Raw genomic sequence first — 16,998 nt, forward strand, 5'->3', positions numbered from 1 at the left:
TGGATTTGGAATGAGAGATATAGGCATTGTTATGCCTGTTTATAAACAAGATCCAGTATACCTAGATTTGGCCTTGCGATCGGTTCTGCAACAAAGTTATCACAACTATTATTTTGTGATTGTATCAGACGGTGCTCCATCTGAAACAGTTGATGTTATCAAAAATGTAACCAAGGGAGATGGAAGGGTCCACTTAATCCTTAAAGAGAAAAATGAGGGTGTAGCAAAAACATTAAATATCGGCTTTGACTATTTAATGAAAATTGAAGAGGTTAAATATCTTACTTGGGTTTCCAGTGATAATATATATTACCCTTCATTTGTAGAAAAGTTAAGAAGTGCATTAGAAAAAGCACCAGATGAAGTTGGGTTAGCTTATAGTAGTTTTAGACATATTGATCATAAGGGAAACTTTTTAAAGGAACCTGCATTAGAAGAATTTTATAAGTACCAAAACCAACCAAAAGAAAATCTACTTGATGTCTGTTTTATTGGGGTATCATTTATGTATAAAAAACAGGTTGCAGCAAAAATTGATGGGTACAGGCTCGAACCGGTCGAAGACTATGAATATTGGCTTAGGTTAACTGAGAATTGTGAAATTGTATATGTAGAAGAAGCATTAATGGAGTATAGAACTAATTCTCCTTTAAGTGTATCTGCTCAACTAAGAAATTCAAAAGTACAGCACCGACGTTGGAGATATGCTTTTAACCTGGCAAGACAAGAAGCAAGAAATCGAAGAAAAATCCCCTTTTTGTTAACAATCATTTATCCAGTTGAGAATAGTTCTGAACAAACCATTCAAAAATTAGAGCAACTATTTGAACAATCATTTAGTAATTATAAGGTAATAATCATTGATAGATCCTCTAATCAATCTGCTATTAAGATACTTAAGCACATTGTAGATCCACGGGTTAAATTTATTGAATTACCGAATGCCTCTGAAAAGGATGCTATTCGTTCTGGTATGAGTGAAGCTGATACAACATTTACATTAATCCTTGGAAATAGCTTGTTTCCCTCATCACATTATGTATTATACAACTTAATTCTGTTTCATAATCAATTAATACAGGGGGGCATTGCTAACCAAAATACGGTAGTTTTTGATAATGGCTTGGGTCGGGTTGCTTACGATACAGTTCACATAACAAAAGAACCTGTTTCCGGGTATTTATATAAAACAGAAAAATTGCTTGAAATTATTCACTATAATAATTGAAGTTTATTAAGTTAATAGATACTCATTCATTACTCATTTAAAAATATTAAATCAAAGGTTTTTTTATCTTTTTTTAAAAACGGAAGAACGGTTATACATCCTTATTATGTCTCTAGGAAAGGTGATTTAAAATTGAAAACTAATGAAACTGTTCCTTTACCTAAAGTGTTAGTTAATTCATTGCCGAAAAGTGGGACGCACTTACTTTTACAAATTGTTCTTGGTATTCCTGGTATGATCATAACCCCTGCTTGGATTGAAGAGGACAAAGATTTGAAAATGATAAAACTAGGAAGCGTTGGACCAGCTCATCTTGATTATTCAGAGAAACACGTAAATATTTTAAAACAAGAAAATATAAAAGTTATCTTTATTAGCAGGGATTTACGAGATGTTGTTGTTTCGCTAGTTCACTTTGTAATGTTAAATAAATGGGGCAATCATCCATGGACACCATATTTAAAAGAACTAAAAACACATGATGAGCGCCTGTTAACAATGATACAAGGGGTGAAATTTACTCAGGAAGAACAAGCGAAATACGGAATCCCTAGTATACCTAATATTAGAGAATTTTCTCAAAATAAACTAGGGTGGGTAAAAGAACAATCAGTTTGCTCTATAACATTCGAAGAGCTTGTTTGCAATACAGAATCCCAAAATGGGTCCATTATGAAGATTATTGAGTTTTTATGGAATGACCTTAAACAATTGAATTTAACTAAAGAACAATTATTACAAAAAATAAAACAAAATATTGTTCCAAAGAATTCAGGGACATTTAGAAAAGGGAGTATAGGGGATTGGAAACACGAGTTTAACAATGGGCATAAGACAGCATTTAAAAATATCGCAGGAGATCTCCTTATACAGTTAGGATATGAAAAGGACAATAACTGGTAATTTACTTTAATGTTCCTATTTCAGTAATAAAAATGTTTGAAGAAAGGTTATGAACATATATTCCGTGTTCAAATAATATATGCATATGGTCCTTTAATAATTTCTCAAGAGTGTCTTCTTTCACTTGAGCAATAAACTAGACTATCACTCTATTATTTGTTTAAGTAACGGAACAAAGTATTTCAAAATAAGGGGCAGACTTTATTAAAAAGGGAAAATCTGCCTTCAGCATAATGTTCCTATGATTCCTAACAGAAATGTGTTCCTCATAAGTTCAATAGGTTTTTTTTTGCTATATGAAATTCCTCTTCAGTAAGGTAACCTTCTTCTCTGAAATTAGCTAGTTTTTCAAGTTGATTCACTAGGTTGCTAAAAGAATTTCTATAAAGCTGTGGAGCGACAATCAACACTTGATTTTGATTTGTACGTTTTAAGACTCTATATCCTTGATCAGATGCAGTTGCAACCCCAATACGATTTGGTTTACAATAACCACCGGCTTTACATGTACTATCATCGCGAACTAAGAGTTGTCCAATCATTCCAACTGCTACCCATTCAGGTCTTTGTATACGTGGAATATACTCTTTAGAATGGTCCCATTCCGGGTTCAATATCTGTCTACGTTCATTCCGTTGAGGTACGACCTCATTACCGTCATCATCAAATATGGGAGGAAGAGTGATATCTTCGTATAAAACTTCTCCCCAGTCGGAAGTCAAATACTTATTTTTCCATCGTAACTCTCCACTATTGGCCAAGATAGCCGGTTTTGCACTTGTGACTCCTAGTATATAATCATCTTGGTCATTTGCTATGCGTATTTTATCCTCTTCTAATGTCACGAAGTAGCCGAAATCGATAGGATTCCCATCTGATGTTTCAAATAACTCCGCATAATCTGCTGCAGGGGTGGAGACGGTACCGTCAATTTTAACGTTGCCGTTGCTTAATATCTTTGCTGCTAACCCTGGCGTCGATGTATCAGTACCATTAGCCAGATACCAGGAATACGATAGCTCGTTTGCTGCGCCGAATTTCCCCATAACATGAACGCCTTCTAAAGAATTTGCATTTGTGGATTGCCCTTCTGTGTGGGAGAAAAGTCCGCTGGCAACAGTGTTGACTCCCTCTGCATGGGAAGTGAATCCACTCGCAATACTAAGAGCTCCTTCTGCATGAGAGTTTTGACCGATAGCTTGCGTTTGATTTCCTTCTGCATGGGAAAGATCACCGATTGCTGTGGTTCGCTGACCCTCAGCATGCGCAAAACTACCTCTAGCTACTGTCAAGTTTCCTTCTGCGTGAGACGCTCTCCCCTCAGCTCTGGTCTGGTCGCCTTCTGCATGCGAAGATTCTCCCTGAGCGATTGTTCCTTGTCCTTCTGCATGAGAAACAAGTCCGCTAGCAATCGTATTTTCTCCCTCTGCATGGGAGGCAATCCCTGATGCAGTTGTTAGATTTCCTTCTGCATGGGAATATAAGTGTAAGGATCGTGTGTTTGAACCCTCCGCATGAGAATGTGCGCCACTCGCAGTTGTTCCGAACCCTTCTGCATGAGAAGCTACTCCACTGGCAGTGGTATTATTCCCTTCCGCATGTGCTGTATTAGCATTTGCTAAGGTTTGAAAACCTTCTGCATGGGAGGCACTTCCACTAGCAGTGCTCCTATTCCCCTCTGCATGTGCAGTATCAGTAGTAGCAAAGGTTTGGAACCCTTCTGCATGAGAAGCCGATCCGCTTGCGGTTGTGCTTAAACCTTCAGCATGTGAGAAACTTCCACTAGCCGTTGTGTTGTTCCCTTCTGCTGTTGAACATAATCCTGTGGCATTTTGATTACATCCATTGGCCAATTTTTTTCTCTCCTTTTTAAATTATTTATCAAAACTACTAAGTTTATATAAATTAAAATTTAATTTAAAGTTATTATTTTCCTTACCCATATGAATAGAGGTAAGTCTATTAGGCTATTTTAGCTTTGGTTTTGTTGATATTAATGGAGAAGATAATTTTCAAGATCAGTGAGTTAATAAACAATAAAAAATAACTTCCCGTAATTATCAGTGAGGAAATGCTACTATTTTATATTATGTTGCAATAAAAGATTAGCGTGGACAAACTCATTACTTATATAGGGTTTTTACTTTATTTGAAGCATCCATTTCTATGGTTACTTTCACTCATTTCTAGAATAATACTTGGATTATATTATGATGTTTACTAGGGAGATTCGCTTTGGTTTTTATTTATAGGGTACGTATAAAAAAAGGCTTTATGCCAGCTGATAACCATAGCTAATATTTGTATTATTTTCATAAACAATTTTAACGAGTTTTCAAATCTCTTTTTGAATTTATTCCAAAAGAGTACATGGAAAAATGTTCATTTACCCTCCATTTATATAATAAAAAATGAAAGCTAAAGTATCTACTTGGTGTTAATATACAAGCAATATTGCAATAAAGTAATACAATGTAATATAACCTTTTAGAAAGGATGATGAATATTGGCAAAGTTGCTAGATGCTAGAACTTCGCAAAACGCAAGTTATGCAAACTCTATTGGTATTCTCATAACAACGACACCGCAGCTTTTTGCACGTCTTACTCTTAATACAACCGGTGCTACAGGACTTGTACGCACTCAAATAAGCGGAACAGTAGCTGTTCAATTACCACTTTTACCTGTTCTTACTACAGTTACAGTGAGAATTGTAAGAGGGACGGCTCCAACGGATTTCCTTGTTTATTCAGCTGAAGACACTCTTGATACATCTATTTTAGGTCCTCAAATCCTATCATTTTCTGCTTCTGATTTTAATGTTCCCATTCCAGCTAGTAACAGCATAGTTTATACAGCATTTATAGAAGCTAGTGCAGTAGGGACTATACGAGTGGGACCAGAGAGCTTCAACGCTACAATTTATTCAGACTAATTCATCAGTAATTTCTTTTATTAACTTTCCAAGATTTATTTTTATGAATGAAAAGAGCTGTAGTTTCAGCTCTTTTATCTCTAATATGGTTCTACAAGAAAGGACGCCATCCATAGGGTGAGATGTCCTGAAAGGTAAAGAAAGTTCCGATCTTTAATTCTTCATTTTCAGATAGCAAGCTTTATTTCGACCAAAAAGAAGAGGCCATTTCTGTTAAGTCCGGAGTGGGAAACCAGAAACAGGCTGAAGCCGCCAAATGGGCGGACCTTCTACCTGGAGTTTAGGATTATTCACCGATCCTACTCGATTATGGATATTGTTATTTATAATAGATTAGTTACTTTTTTGTACGTTGGAGTTTCTGCATCATATAAAGAAAATTCTTAGCATAAGTTTCAGGGGAGAAGTTCTTTTCAATATGTTCAACAGCATTTTGTCTAATTGATTCTCGTAATTGGTAATTTGACAATAGTTCTTTCCCTTCCTGTACGGCATGATTGATATTGCCAAGTTCAAAAAATTTTCCCGTTGTATTATGTGTTATAAAGCTGCGTACTCCATCTGAATCTGATGAAAGGACTGGGCATTTACAGACCATTGCTTCAAGAACAGCATATCCAAATCCTTCTACTTTCGAGGTTGAACATAGGAAACCGCCGGAATCGCCTATAGTTGAAAAGTACTCAGCCATTTTGTTATGTGGCTGATTAGCATAAATGGTTAGATGGTTACTCAGATTTAGTTCTATAACCTTAGCTTGGAATGCTAACCTTTCCTCTTTTGTCGATAAGGTATTATCTTCAAACATCCACAGTTGAATTAAAGGGTTTTCTTTAATGAATCTGGAGCCAATTAAAAGGAAGTCTTTCCAATTTTTATTTTCTTCCAATCTTCCTACCCATCCAATAATAGGGTTATCTTTTTTGGGAAGTACCTGATATTTAAATTCTTTTGTATTAAAACAATTGTGAAAGCAAAACTGCTTCTTTAATGGAAAATGTGTTTCAAATGCCTTTATAAGATGAGGGGTTTGGGGATATAAGATGGCATCACAATAACGATTAATAGTAGGATATGCGTGGTTTTTTATAAATTCTTCGGCATAATCTTTATTATAGCCTAATCCTTGGACTTCATAAATTAATGGACCTTTGTATCCCAAATTTCTTAACTTCTGTAACATTACAAGATCAGACCCAACTACGATTGCCGTATAGTTTCTCCTTTCAATAATTTCTTTAATTTTAGTATCATTGTTTGTAACAAAAATGGGGGTATTAATTTTATTTTGTAGTCCTGTTCCAGGCTGTGTATATAAGAAATGACAGTTTATCCCTACTTGGCTAAGTGCATATAAACGTTGTCTATTTAAAGTTTCTATACCTCCGCTTGGGACAAAAAATGTAAACAAAATATTCATTCTGTTGTTGGACGAATTTTCCTTTTTAAGTAAGTTCATCTTGTCACCTCAATCATTCAAGTTCTTTAAAAAAGAACCAGTAAAATTAGTTGCTATTGGCCTAAAGTTTAAAAAATTTAACTTTGCATCATTTGCAAAACTTTTCACATATTGTACTGAAGACATGGAGTTGATTAAAAACACTGGTATGTCAACACTAAACTAGACAACTTTTTTAAGGTGTTCAAGTTTGTAATCAATCGGACTTACATAACCAAGTGTTCCGTGGATTCTTATGTGATTAAACCAGTGGACATAGTCATGTAATTCCCTTGTTAACTCTTCTAAACTATTAAAATGTTGACCTTTCACAAACTCTGTTTTAATGATTTTAAACGTCGCTTCAGCTACGGCATTGTCATACGGACAGCCCTTCATGCTTAAAGATCGTTGAATGTTAAACGTCTCTAAAGCATCATCAATCAGTTTATTTTTAAACTCATTTCCACGATCTGTATGAAAAAGTTGGATTTTACGCAGGTCGACCTTGATGGAGGCGAATGCACGATAAACTAGTAATGCATCTTTGTTTGGACCTGTACTGAAGCCTACGATTTCCCGATTAAAGAGATCGACAAATACACATACATAATGCCATTTTTGATTGACTCTTACGTACGTTAAATCGCTGACAACCACCGTCATTTCTTCCTCCTGGTCGAACGCACGGTTTAGTTCATTCTTCTGTTCGGATTCATTACAAGATTTCGTATGAGGCTTAAATTGGGCGATGGTGTAAGTTGAGACTAGACCCTGCTCTTGCATAATGCGCCCAATTCTTCGTCTAGAAACAATAAGGCCACGTTTTTTTAGTTCCACCTTGATTTTACGTGTCCCGTAATTTTGACGACTTGCCTGAAATACATCGATCACATCAGCTGTAATATCATCCTCTTTTGTTCTCTCTTTTGCTTCATAATAATAGGTGCTTCTAGGGATTTGTAGGACTTTACACATTGCTGATATCGAGTATTTATGTTGATTATTCTTGATCACATTTACTTTCGTCCTAGTATCAGCGCGGCTTGCTTTAAAATGTCATTTTCCATTTCTAGTTGTTTATTTCTCTTTCGGAGTTCGATCAGTTCCTTTTGTTCCTCTGTTAGATTGTCTTTTTCCTTAAAAGAACCAGAGCTCTGACTCTGACTCACCCACTTATCTAAGGAAGAAGGAGTCAGATCATACTCACGAATAATTTCTTTTCTTGGTTTCCCATTTTGGTACAGCTGCACCATCTGTTGTTTGAATTCTTCCGTAAATGTTCGGCGTTCTCTTTTAGTCATGTAGATTCTCCTCAAATGTATTATCTGTAGTCTACTTGACCTTAAAAATTCTGTCCAACTAAGTGTAGCCTATCTACACCCTATTATAGATACTTCCTCAATTACATAATGAACCTCTTGTTTTGCCAAAAATCCAATAGTAAGTGGATTCTAAATATTTAATATTACTGTTCATTTACCCTTACCATGTTATGTTACTTTTTAGAGGTAAAGAACAATATTTTATAATATATAAGTGTCCTTCTAAGCTTTTTTGCTCTATGTACAATAAGAATAATAAGAGTGTAAATATAAATCACTGTCCTTCATTTAATTTCATCTTCATTGTTTTACTTATTTTCACAATATTTATTATATAAAAAGTGTTAAAATGCTTTTTTGAAGAATAAGTTCTTAATAATGGTAAAAATGACTAAATTTACTCATAATTCTCTATTTAAAAATAAAAAAGTCATCTTTATAGAAAATTTTTTGGAGTGTGATAAATGATTCAGGTGGAAAATTGTCAGCTATTAGTAAGCTGTTGTAATCAAAATGGAGGTCTTTATTTATTGGATTTTAAAGATAAACAATATGACCTAATAAAGATTCTGGATGTTGAATGTAGAGGGATTGTCAAATACGGCAAATACTTCTTAGTAGTTTCTAATTCTGAAGGAATATTTATTTTGGATGACAAATTGAAAATTATTAAGCAAAAGACTTCACATAAGGGATTAGACTATCATGGCGCTGCAATAAAAAATGATATGGCTTTTATTGTTGAAACCGGTACCAATTCTATTGGTGTTTATGATTTACGTAAAGATTTATTGAAAATTGATGAAATTAGATTTTCACCTAATAAAATTACCGATGTTTGCCACGTCAACGACTTATTTATCGTTGACGATAGCCTATTTGTATCTATGTTCTCATATCCTAATCATTCAGCCGATGGTGGTGTAATTATAGAATATTCCTTAAAAGATAGGAAGATTATTAATTTCATCTACGAAAAATTATCTCAACCTCATAGTGTGCTCTTTCACAATAACCATCTATATTATTGTAACTCTGTAAAATTTACAGTCCATCAAAATGATAAAGAGATTTTTAAAAGTCTTGGGTATACACGTGGTTTAGCTATTCATAAGCAAACAATGTTTATTGGTCAAAGTGAAAGTAGGCACTTAGATAAATTATTAAAGGATCATACAAATATATTATTTGAATGTGGGATATATGTTCATAACCTTACTACGAAACTGTCATCCTTTATATCATTACCTTCTTCTGAAGTTTATGGGATATTAATTATTTAAATAAAGTAATTATAATTATTTTGACTAAGCCTTCTAAATATCAAATTAGATGCTTTAATAATTGGGTAAAGAGAGGTATATACTTAGTGAAAGAAATGTTTAATGAATTATCAGTAAACATTAATAATGCTGAAACCGATAAGGTATCAATTGTTATTCCGTTCTATAACTGCAGATATATTGCAAGATCTATAACAAGTGCACTAAATCAATCTTACAAAAATATAGAAATAATTGTTGTGGATGATGGTTCAAATGAGCATGTTGAATTGCTAAGACCATTTATAAATAAAATAGTTTATATAAAAAAGCGTAATGGAGGTACAGCCACAGCTTTAAACCATGGTATTACTCATTCTAGTGGTAACTATGTTGTTTGGTTGAGTTCGGATGATTTATTATATAGAACGAAGGTAAACGTTCAATTAGCTTTTATGAAGAAAAATAATTTTATGTTTTCTTTCACTGACTATAGATATATTAATGATAAAAATCAAATCATATCTCCCTCCATTACTCCTAAATTCTCCAATAAAGCTTCTTTACTAGATGGATTAAAAAGTGGATGTCCAATTAATGGTTCTACTATCATGATGAAAAGAGAACTTTTCTCATCGGTGGGTTTATTTGATGAATCTTTAGTTTATGCACACGACTATGATTTTTGGATTAGGACTTTTTTAAAGTTTGATATAGGATATCTTGATCAACCTCTCACCTTATACCGACTTCATCGAAAAATGGGTAGTAAAAGGCATGCAAAAAAAATATGTGAAGAGACAGATATTATACAAAATCGTTATAAAAAAGTACTAGATGAATTTCATCTTCAGGAGTAAGTGCAGTGTTAAGAAAAGAATAAGAGAAGATTAATAGTTGTTTATGGGTAGAACCATTAGTTCTTTTGTTTAGTTCCGTTATAGAAATAGCCCGTAAAACCACGCGGGCTTGCCCCGTGGAGTAAGTCAGGTTGATTCACTATATAAAGTTGTAACTTAGAAAATATTATTTTTAAGCTTGGCGCAATAAGACAATTAGGAATGAAATTTAAAGAGCCTAAAGGTGCAAGTATTTACACTTGCATCTTTAGGCTCTTTAAATTTATAAATATCCTGCCCTAAACAGCAATTTTTAATTTCTAAATATAATATTGTATTGAGATTATATAGACTTTAAACGTTTTCTTGTGCTATGGCCGTTTCTTTTTTTAAACCTTTGAATTTAATATTATATACGTTTAAGTTGCCCTTTTTAATCTCTAAAAAGATGAACGGAAAAGAGAACGGTATTTGTAGGAGGAAATATATGGGGAAACTTATAACTTTTGCTCTGATCGGCTTTATAGCTCAACTAGTAGATGGGGCATTAGGGATGGCATACGGTGTTACCTCTACATCTTTGTTATTAGTTTTTGGACTACTTCCATCCATGGTTTCTGCAACTGTACACTTGGCGGAAGTGGTGACCACTGCAGTATCTGGTATTTCTCATATAAAGTTTGGTAATGTTGATCGACAAGCTGTGATTAAATTAATCATTCCTGGCTCTATAGGATCCTTTTTAGGAGCATGTTTTTTGAGCAATTTATCAGGTGAGATCGTCAAACCTTATATTTCTTTATTTTTATTGTTTCTCGGGGGATTTGTTCTTTTTCGATTTTTTCGTATGGAGCATTCGAAAAATGAACGAAAGTCCATTTATTTATCAAGAATGAAGTCGACTTTATTAGGATTTATAGCTGGATTTGCAGATGCTACGGGTGGTGGAGGATGGGGTCCAATAACAACTCCTGTACTCTTATCCCAAAAAGGATCCTCACCTAGAAAAGTTATTGGTACAGTGGATACAAGTGAGTTTGCTATTGCTATTTCAGCTACTTTAGGGTTCTTAATTTCATTAGGTTGGGAAGGAATTAACTGGACTTGGGCAATTACTTTCATGATTGGTGGAATATTTGCTGCCCCAATTGCCGCATGGCTAGTTAAAAGGTTGCCTACCTATTTATTGGGAGTACTTGTAGGAGGATTTATCATTTTAACTAATATTCACACTTTACTTCAAATATGGATGATGAGTAATTTTTGGAAAGTCTTTATCTACTCATGTATTGTTATTGGTTGGGTGGCTCTGATTTTCCTTGTTATTAGGAAAAACAAAGTATAATTTATTGACACAATTCTTAAAAAATTAGATGTAACTTATAATTTTGATTTGTTTTGACAACAGGTAAGGGGTGAAGTTGTGAGTGAACAAAAACATATCTTTCATCATTCATTTAGTATAAAAAAAAATGACAGGGAAGAATTACATGGACATAAGAGCTATATTCTTTGGTTTACAGGTTTATCGGGATCAGGTAAGTCAACAATAGCTAATTTAGTTGAGAAAAAGCTTCATGAAATGGGAATATCCACATACATTCTTGATGGTGATAATCTCCGAGAAGGAATAAATCAGGATCTAGGTTTCAGTTCTGAGGATCGTAAGGAAAATCTCCGCCGTATTGGTGAAATTGCTAAATTGTTTGTAGATGGAGGTATTGTTACTTTAGCTACTTTTATATCTCCTTATGCTAGTGATCGTGAGAAAGTTAGAAAAAAGGTTAGACAAGGTGAATTTATTGAAATTTATGTGAAGTGTTCATTAGAAGAATGTGAAAATAGAGATCCAAAAGGATTATATAAGAAGGCAAGACAAGGAGAAATTTCTAATTTCACCGGGGTTTCGGCTCCCTATGAAGAACCTGAAAATCCAGAGATTATTATTGAAACGAATCAAAAATCAGTTGGCGAATGTGTACAACAAATAATCAATTATTTAAAACACAATGGTTACTTAGGAAATTAAAAATATTAATTCGATTGATATAGTAATTCCGATTATAAGGAGTGGTAAAAATGGATTTGTCAAAAACTATTATTGAACCACATGGCGGGGAGCTAATTCAACGTGAATTGGATGATGTGCGTGAAAAATATCTTCAAAAAATAGATAAACTACCTGAGATTTTAATTTCAACATGGAGTATATCGGATTTAGAATTGATCTCAAATGGTGGATTTAGTCCACTTACTGGGTTTATGGATAAAAGGAATTACGAAAGAGTCTTAAAAGATATGCACTTAGCAAATGGATTGCCTTGGACAATACCCATTACGCTGTCTGTCACAAAAGAAATAGCGAAGAGATTAAGGGTTGGAGATGAAGTCCTCCTAAAAGGAGAAGATGGAATCTATTATGGAGTGATTCAATTACAGGAAATATATGAATATGACAAAAAGAAAGAAGCACAGCTTGTATATCAAACAACTGATCCTCATCATCCAGGGGTTAAAAAGTTATTTGAACAAGGAGATGTGTATCTAGCTGGTCCTATATATCTATTAAATCGCCCAAAACATGGAGATTTTGAAAAATATTATATGGATCCAAGGCAAACAAGAGAAATGTTTACTAATCTAGGATGGAAAACCATCGTTGGGTTTCAAACAAGGAATCCCGTTCATAGGGCGCATGAATATTTACAAAAAGTTGCTTTAGAATCAGTGGACGGTCTTTTATTAAATCCTCTTGTTGGAGAAACAAAAAAAGATGATATTCCTGCAGATGTTCGAATGAAAAGTTACGAAGTACTGCTTAACAACTATTATCCATTAGATCGAGTTAGGCTTGTTATTTATCCAGCTGCTATGCGTTATGCAGGACCACGCGAAGCTGTTTTTCATGCGATAGTTCGAAAGAATTTTGGCTGTACACATTTTATCGTTGGACGTGACCATGCTGGTGTGGGAAATTATTATGGAACTTATGATGCACAAAAGATTTTTAGTTCATTTGATTTAGATGCAATTGGCATCAAACTAATCTTTTTTGAACATAGTTTTTTTTGTAAAAGGTGTAATAATATGGCTTCTTTGAAGACATGCCCTCATTCTGAGGATGAACGAGTTATTTTTAGTGGCACAAAAGTTAGAGAAATGCTAAGAGATGGTATTCAATTACCACCAGAATTTACACGGCCAGAAGTGGCAGAAGTGTTATTGAAAGGTAAAACAATAAGTTAATAATTTCTTTACAATACACGATTATGTTTTAATTTAAGCTATTCACGTTTAACACCTTTGTAGGTTGTTTGAAGTGGGAGATTCCCACGAACATCAAAATATCCTTCAATTATTTAGTAGGTGAACCTCGCCTTATCGACGGTTAGAAGTTTTAGAGTTTCATTTTTGAGATTAATACTTGAGTTAATATCCCTTTGGTGATGTTGCTACAAGAAAGGCATATCCCCTCACATAAATATAGATTTTTAACACCTTTATTCTGAGCCGCACCAAGAACAAAGCTGGCTAGAAGGGAAGGACCTCGCAACCGTTATCACTTATTTTCCATATCATTTCGCTTTGTATTCAATCAGGGTTTTAATTAGTAATCAAGATATTTTATGGAAGTTATTAAAATCCTCATTTTCTTATCTATTTATAAAAATATAAAATTCACCAGGTTTAACACTTAAGTAAAGAAGGGATGAATGAATGGCAATTTTATCAACAGGACCAATTGAAAACCGTCCGGTAGGTGGGAGCAGACCCACCCAACAAGTATCTATTAAAATGATTAACTCTGATTTAGCAAATCCTTCCACTGTTTTAATACAAGGGTATTACTTAAATGGGAACAGAACATTATATGTACTAGAAGTAGTATCACTAACCCCGAATGAAGTAGCAACGAGAAACTATTTTGCCAATTTTGATGCATTTCAATTCATTTTTACAATAAATGGTCCAGCAGCAGGAAATACTGAAATTTCAGTGTGGGGAAAAAGTGCAATTGGGCAGCTAATAACGGCCCATCGTCTTGTATCGGATGAACTTTTGCGATCAGAAGTGGATGGGTCAACATCTACAGCTAATTTATTATACTTTACTTTTTCAGATGGACAGAAACTTGTGTATTCAAATAGTGATGGTTTTGCACAATATGGAGTAACTCAGATTTTGTCACCAAGCGAAGTTTCCTATATTAACTTGTTTATTAATGGTATTCTCCAACCTCAGAGTAATTACAAAGTGGAAAACGGAAAATTAACTTTGTTGATTGATGAAGCTCCTTCAGAGGGTGTACCAATCATTCTTCAATTTATAATTATTAATTAATAAATAAATGTAAACTATGTTTATGCGGAAGTAGTTTCCCTTGTCTAGACAAAGGAAACTACTTCCGCATAAACAGTAAACGTGTAGAACTGAGGAATAAGAGAATATTAAATTAAAAGAAAACAAAAATATACATAAGATATAATGTGTATCGAATAAATTTGAAGCAATCTATTATAGTTAAAAAAGAACCTATTTCCTAGAAGGAAACGGGTTCAAAAAGTAAACTATAACTAGTTGATTACAACTTCAACAACAATTGGAGTTCCAGGATCAAGTGTATCGCCATCCGGAATAGTTATTGTAGTAGTAGTAAGGGTTGAGGTATCGGCTGTTTGAATCTGAGCATTTATATATAAAACATAATAAGCAAATGACCCCGGAAATGCTGTAGCAGCTGCACCAGTGTCATCCGTAAAGGATGTTGCTGGAATTGCAAACGTTGCACCTGTACCTGTACCATCTCCTATTGTAGCACTAAACTTTCTAGAAGCCATAAAGGGTTTGATAATAGGCATTTGTATTCACTCCTTTCCAAAATAAATTAGGACTTCATTTTGTAAGTCAGGTAAACAAAATGAGTATAAAATGTTAAACCTAATTCTAATTTTGTAGAGACCTAAAAAAGCTTGTCCTTTCTAATTATTTTATTCTTCTAGATTAGTTTAGAAACTGTTAAATACCTAGTATATTAATATAATTTTTAAGTTGTAACACTAATTGAAATAACTTAATATGTTTAAATTAAAAAATAGCTCCTTTAATACTTTTTTCATGATTATCAGATTGGGAAAATGGGTCCTAAATTGAGTCCTTCTTGTACAAGAACAGCTAAATCGTCAATGGATTTACCTAAAAACTATGCTGACTTTGGAAAGATAGACCCGGTAAACGGTATTTATTCTAACATAGTGTTTTCAACACCTTGACTACGTCTGCCAAAAGAGTTGGGCTAAATCTAGTTTTTACCTCAATGGACGAAAGTCCAACTTTTATTAATAGATTTCTTTTATTGGTTTTACACCAATTAGCTTGAGTTTAGACATTTGACCAGAAAACAGCAATTCGTCGTTCCTATTCTTTTCGTAATTATGGATTTGGATACTTAGCCACAAAAAATCTCAACTTTAAATTTGAAGAGATTATCTCAAAGATTTTCCGATATGAACATGTATGACTAGTGTGACTCTTTCTAGCTAAAGAGGTCCTTTTTTTAAGATTCTTCCATCTAGATAAAGAAATTAATTTTTTTTGATGGAATAAGAAAACTTATATCATCATATGTTTAATGCAAACAGCCAAAAAGGAGAGATCCCAGGTTTATCTCGTAAAAGAAGAGACTGTATCTGATTGATCCCAAACGAGTTGCATTTATCGGATTTTCAATATTTAATAGCGTTAAAGTTTTTACCGAAATAGAAGAAGCTAAACAACATTAAATTCGCTTATGGGCTCAATGGAGGCACGTTACGAACAATTAGGAAAAGAGGGTGTAAGGAATATTGCACAGTATAATTGTAAAATAAAAGATATCCTATGCCGTATGTAGTAGCTGCGATTGATGAATTTAGTTATTTTATGATACAAGATAAGGAGGATGGAATAGCAGAAGGAAGTATCGTGCGCTTAGCCCAAAAAGCACGAGCATGTGTATTCATTTAATTATTATTTCACAATGTTCTAGCGTGGATGTAGTAACAAGGGTTAATTAAAGCCAATCTTTCGAGTAGGGTTCGTATTTAAATGTAGTGGTCGTAATGACTATAGTACTGTATTAGATCAGAAACCCCCATTTAATTTAATAGGTTCTAGGGATGATATGTATTTATATAGAAGGAGAAGTTTTAACTAGACTTCAAGGACCATTCATTGCCAAAATTGAAGAAGAAACCAATAACAATATTGAAGCTTATGGAATAAATCTATCAAGTGTTACTCTATTATCATTAGAAATTCATTTTGAACCTGTTATTGAGAAAACAAAAGGTCTCTAGAAGCATTAAAAGGATAAATTGCTATTGCTTTTAATGGTGAAATAGGGATCACCCTATATTCGAAAATACATGAAAAAACGGATGAAGGATGTAAAAAAATTGATGCAGGTTTTAGTAGAAGAAGGATGGATCGAAGCCCCAAAATCAAGAAATAAATAGAAATATTTGGGAGGGTTGATAAATTGATAAAATTGACGAAGCATACATAGATAAAGTGCTATTTTGGAGTTTGTGCAGGAATATCTAAATTTTTTCTATCTCCCTGTTTATCGTAAAGCTAATATATTTATTGGGCAAATACATAAAAAATAAGACTGAATTCACATTCAGTCCTTAGAGGGGAAAAAAGGTAATAAATGAATTTACTCTATTGTATGCTATAAATTAAACAAGTGTTAAAGGGTTGATTCCTTTTTTTACACTCTTACCATTTTTACTAAACTGCTCTATAGCATAAGTACATTCTTTAACAATCTTTTATACTAAGTAATTAACGTTGTTTTTGTTTATTGCTAAGGTTTTAGTTCATAAACTAAGAAACTTATTTATATTTATTGATAATTTATCATTTCCCGACAGAAGACTCCCTCTTCAATTTTGTGCAGGGCGGAGCCCAGAAATAAGTGGGAGATGAATGTCGGTTGGCTTTAGCCAAAATGGTTGAGTAATACGAACAAACGTGCTATGCTATACTTGTAAGTTGTTCTTTGAAAACTGAAGGTATGAGGTTGTG

General features: G+C 33.7%; 14 protein-coding genes and 2 pseudogenes. 11 read left to right on the forward strand and 5 right to left on the reverse strand.

Translation table 11 applies throughout. The features are described from left to right. Nucleotides 1–10 precede the first annotated feature (10 nt). Together F4V44_RS24665 and F4V44_RS24670 are read left to right on the forward strand one after the other, a co-directional pair. Nucleotides 11–1,228 carry a glycosyltransferase family 2 protein gene (locus tag F4V44_RS24665; RefSeq protein WP_150442663.1) on the forward strand — a complete coding sequence of 406 codons (1,218 nt, stop codon included), beginning with the start codon at nt 11–13 and terminating at the stop codon, nt 1,226–1,228. A gap of 132 nt (nt 1,229–1,360) precedes the next feature. Next, on the forward strand, nt 1,361–2,131 hold the full coding sequence (locus F4V44_RS24670) for a sulfotransferase domain-containing protein (protein ID WP_150442664.1): 771 nt from the start codon (nt 1,361–1,363) through the stop codon (nt 2,129–2,131). A gap of 266 nt (nt 2,132–2,397) precedes the next feature. On the opposite strand, the gene F4V44_RS28485 is transcribed toward F4V44_RS24670, so the two are convergent. Continuing rightward, entirely contained in the window at nt 2,398–3,423 is a 1,026-nt protein-coding gene (locus F4V44_RS28485) for a peptidase G2 autoproteolytic cleavage domain-containing protein (RefSeq protein WP_396897518.1), read from the reverse strand. Nucleotides 3,424–4,637: 1,214 nt separating this feature from the next. On the opposite strand from F4V44_RS28485, the gene F4V44_RS24680 reads away from it, so the two are divergent. Next, a complete protein-coding gene (locus F4V44_RS24680; protein ID WP_150442666.1) occupies nt 4,638–5,066 on the forward strand; it encodes a hypothetical protein in 429 nt (142 codons plus the stop codon). Nucleotides 5,067–5,403: 337 nt separating this feature from the next. Here the strand turns inward: F4V44_RS24680 and F4V44_RS24685 are convergent, their stop codons facing one another. Together F4V44_RS24685 and F4V44_RS24690 are read right to left on the reverse strand one after the other, a co-directional pair. Continuing rightward, complete coding sequence (locus F4V44_RS24685; protein WP_150442667.1) at nt 5,404–6,525, reverse strand: glycosyltransferase family 4 protein; 1,122 nt, start codon at nt 6,523–6,525, stop codon at nt 5,404–5,406. 162 nt (nt 6,526–6,687) lie between these two features. Beyond that, nucleotides 6,688–7,808, reverse strand: a protein-coding gene (locus F4V44_RS24690; protein ID WP_150442668.1) for an IS3 family transposase whose coding sequence is annotated in 2 segments (ribosomal slippage) — nt 6,688–7,559 and nt 7,559–7,808 — 1,122 coding nt in all. Because the reading frame shifts where the segments join, the coding sequence is not laid out codon by codon here. Between the two features lie 485 nt (nt 7,809–8,293). Between F4V44_RS24690 and F4V44_RS24695 the strand changes: the two genes are divergently transcribed. The 5 genes from F4V44_RS24695 to sat all read left to right on the forward strand — a co-directional run bounded on the left by F4V44_RS24695 (nt 8,294) and on the right by sat (nt 13,176). Continuing rightward, complete coding sequence (locus tag F4V44_RS24695) at nt 8,294–9,112, forward strand: DUF4915 domain-containing protein (RefSeq protein WP_150442669.1); 819 nt, start codon at nt 8,294–8,296, stop codon at nt 9,110–9,112. A 95-nt stretch (nt 9,113–9,207) separates the two neighbouring features. Continuing rightward, the gene (locus F4V44_RS24700; RefSeq protein ID WP_150442677.1) at nt 9,208–9,951 is read left to right on the forward strand and encodes a glycosyltransferase; all 744 of its coding nucleotides are present in this window, start codon (nt 9,208–9,210) and stop codon (nt 9,949–9,951) included. A gap of 466 nt (nt 9,952–10,417) precedes the next feature. Beyond that, nucleotides 10,418–11,275, forward strand: a complete 858-nt coding sequence (locus F4V44_RS24705) for a sulfite exporter TauE/SafE family protein (RefSeq protein WP_150442670.1) — start codon at nt 10,418–10,420, stop codon at nt 11,273–11,275. Nucleotides 11,276–11,353: 78 nt separating this feature from the next. After that, complete coding sequence (cysC, locus tag F4V44_RS24710) at nt 11,354–11,959, forward strand: adenylyl-sulfate kinase (RefSeq protein ID WP_150442671.1); 606 nt, start codon at nt 11,354–11,356, stop codon at nt 11,957–11,959. Nucleotides 11,960–12,009: 50 nt separating this feature from the next. Further along, complete coding sequence (gene sat / locus F4V44_RS24715) at nt 12,010–13,176, forward strand: sulfate adenylyltransferase (RefSeq protein WP_150442672.1); 1,167 nt, start codon at nt 12,010–12,012, stop codon at nt 13,174–13,176. 113 nt (nt 13,177–13,289) lie between these two features. Here the strand turns inward: sat and F4V44_RS28045 are convergent. Next, nucleotides 13,290–13,535 (reverse strand): annotated as a pseudogene (locus tag F4V44_RS28045) (zinc ribbon domain-containing protein); the annotation flags it as partial. Nucleotides 13,536–14,016: 481 nt separating this feature from the next. On the opposite strand from F4V44_RS28045, the pseudogene F4V44_RS28050 reads away from it, so the two are divergent. Then, nucleotides 14,017–14,271: pseudogene (locus F4V44_RS28050) on the forward strand (DUF4183 domain-containing protein); the annotation flags it as partial. A 233-nt stretch (nt 14,272–14,504) separates the two neighbouring features. Here the strand turns inward: F4V44_RS28050 and F4V44_RS24725 are convergent. After that, complete coding sequence (locus F4V44_RS24725) at nt 14,505–14,789, reverse strand: DUF4183 domain-containing protein (RefSeq protein ID WP_150442674.1); 285 nt, start codon at nt 14,787–14,789, stop codon at nt 14,505–14,507. A 1,018-nt stretch (nt 14,790–15,807) separates the two neighbouring features. Between F4V44_RS24725 and F4V44_RS28205 the strand changes: the two genes are divergently transcribed. Together F4V44_RS28205 and F4V44_RS24730 are read left to right on the forward strand one after the other, a co-directional pair. Further along, nucleotides 15,808–15,933 carry a hypothetical protein gene (locus F4V44_RS28205; RefSeq protein WP_263406684.1) on the forward strand — a complete coding sequence of 42 codons (126 nt, stop codon included), beginning with the start codon at nt 15,808–15,810 and terminating at the stop codon, nt 15,931–15,933. Nucleotides 15,934–16,085: 152 nt separating this feature from the next. Then, nucleotides 16,086–16,265, forward strand: coding sequence for a hypothetical protein (locus tag F4V44_RS24730; RefSeq protein ID WP_150442675.1), 180 nt, complete (start codon nt 16,086–16,088; stop codon nt 16,263–16,265). Nucleotides 16,266–16,998 lie beyond the last annotated feature (733 nt).

The sequence above is a fragment of the Niallia endozanthoxylica genome (assembly GCF_008710145.1).
GTDB classification, from domain to species: Bacteria; Bacillota; Bacilli; order Bacillales; family Cytobacillaceae; genus Bacillus_BD; species Bacillus_BD endozanthoxylica.